The sequence below is a fragment of the Parafrankia sp. FMc2 genome (assembly GCF_041008525.1).
Taxonomy (GTDB): domain Bacteria; phylum Actinomycetota; class Actinomycetes; order Frankiales; family Frankiaceae; genus Parafrankia.
The window spans coordinates 1-1,735 of record NZ_JBFLUG010000366.1 but is presented as its reverse complement, the minus strand read 5'-3'; the positions used below and the strand labels follow the sequence as shown (position 1 = coordinate 1,735).

1 protein-coding gene is annotated in these 1,735 nt (G+C 63.2%); it reads right to left on the bottom strand.

The genetic code is table 11. The features are described from left to right. Positions 1–109 precede the first annotated feature (109 nt). Positions 110–1,735, bottom strand: a 1,626-nt coding sequence (locus AB1460_RS37300) for a reverse transcriptase/maturase family protein (protein ID WP_368967255.1), incomplete at its 5' end; no start/stop codon positions are given.

Below are 1,735 nucleotides of genomic sequence, written 5' to 3'. Positions count from 1 at the left end.
GGATGGGTCGGCCGCGCAGCGAGGTGTCAGCCCGAGGGCTGGTCCTTTTCCGCGCGGCCTCCCGCCGAACCGGACGTGATGGTTTCCCGATCATCCGGCTCTCCGGTGACTACTGCGTGAGCGGTGTGGCGGGCCGCCCCTTGTGAATCTGGCCGTGGCAGGTAGCGCAGACCACGAGTGTCTTACGTCTGCGGTTTGCCATGGCTGTGGCCCACGGGGGCGGCAGAGGGCCGGGTGCCGCGAGGTCTTTGAGTGCGCGGACGTGGTGAACTTCGACGTTGCCCGTGCGCTGGCAGACTTCGCAGATATCCGCGAGGAGCCTGGTAAGGAGTTCCTTGTGCGGATAGTCCACCCGGGTCGGCTGACGGTCAAAGACTGTCGCTGTTTTCTGCCGGTGGAGTGTGATGTCACCGAACCGTGCGACCAGTGGTTTTCTGCTGCTGCGTTCGATGCGTGCCTCGAAGCAGGTGCGCGGCCCGTTCGGTGTCTGGATTTTGGCCTTGTGTTTGGCGGCCATCTTCGACACCGACGAGCGGTGCTTACCTGCCAGGGTCTTGAGCATGGACGTTTCCATGACCCAGCGCAGCCGGTGAAGTCGGTAGACGTCTCCGGCCAGCAGGTAGTACTGGGCGATGCCCCGGTAGATGGCCCCGTAGGTGGCGACGATGGTGTAGTCGTCGCCGTTGGTCAGGGCCTTCTGCTTGGCGGGTTTTCCGCGGTGCAGGTAGGGGACACTTTTGGCTTTGATCACATCGCGTGGCACCCGCAGTGCGACCTGCCCGTTGACCGATCGACGGCGCCGGGTGGTCTTGCTGCTGTTGTGCTGGACAGTGATCTCGTAGCCGAGGAAGCGGGCCGCGCCGGTACGGGCGTGGGTTATCAGCGTCTTATCGGTGGACAGTTCCAGCTTGAGGTCGTCACGCAGGAACTCCGCCAGCCGCTGTCTGATTTCCTCAGCTTCGGCCTTCGGTCCGGTGAACCCGAGCAGATGGTCATCCGCATATCTGCAGTAACGCAGCCGCCGATATCCCGGATCATCGGGATCGGAGCTGGGTAGGCTGACCATTTGCCGTCGTAATATCCGGGCCTGTGCCCGGTCACCGCGTCGGCGTGCCTTGGCCAGCTCGTTCTGCAGGACGAGGTAAGCAGGGTTACGCGCCCTGCGTCCCCCTCGGGTGTACTCCGGGATCAGAATCTTCTCGACGAACTCGTCCAGCTTGTGCAGGTAGATCGAGGACAGGATCGGCGAGGCAACTCCGCCCTGGGGAGCTCCCGACAAGGTGGCGCCCCATGTCCAGTCCTCCAGGTATCCGGCTCGTAGCATGTTACGCACCAGCCGCAGGAACCGGTTATCGCGGATCCTCTCCGACAGGATTCCGATCATCAGGTCGTGATCGAGAGACCCGAAACAGTCGGTGATGTCTCCTTCGATGAACCAGGCTGTTCCGGTCCAGGTGTTGGCTATCTCCCGCAGGGCGGTGTGGCAGCCTCGCCGTGGCCGGAACCCGTGGGACCAGTCGGAGAACGTCGGTTCATAGTAGGCCTCCAGGAGCAGGCGTACAACTTCCCCGACGAGCTTGTCCGACCAGGTCGGTAGCCCCAAAGGGCGGGTCTTCCCATCCTTTTTCGGGATGTGGACTCGCCGGACGGGGTGGAATCGGTAGCGTTCGTGGCGCATCGCATCGATGATGCGTCCGATCCTCTCCTGGGACATGCCGTCCACGGTTTCCTGCGT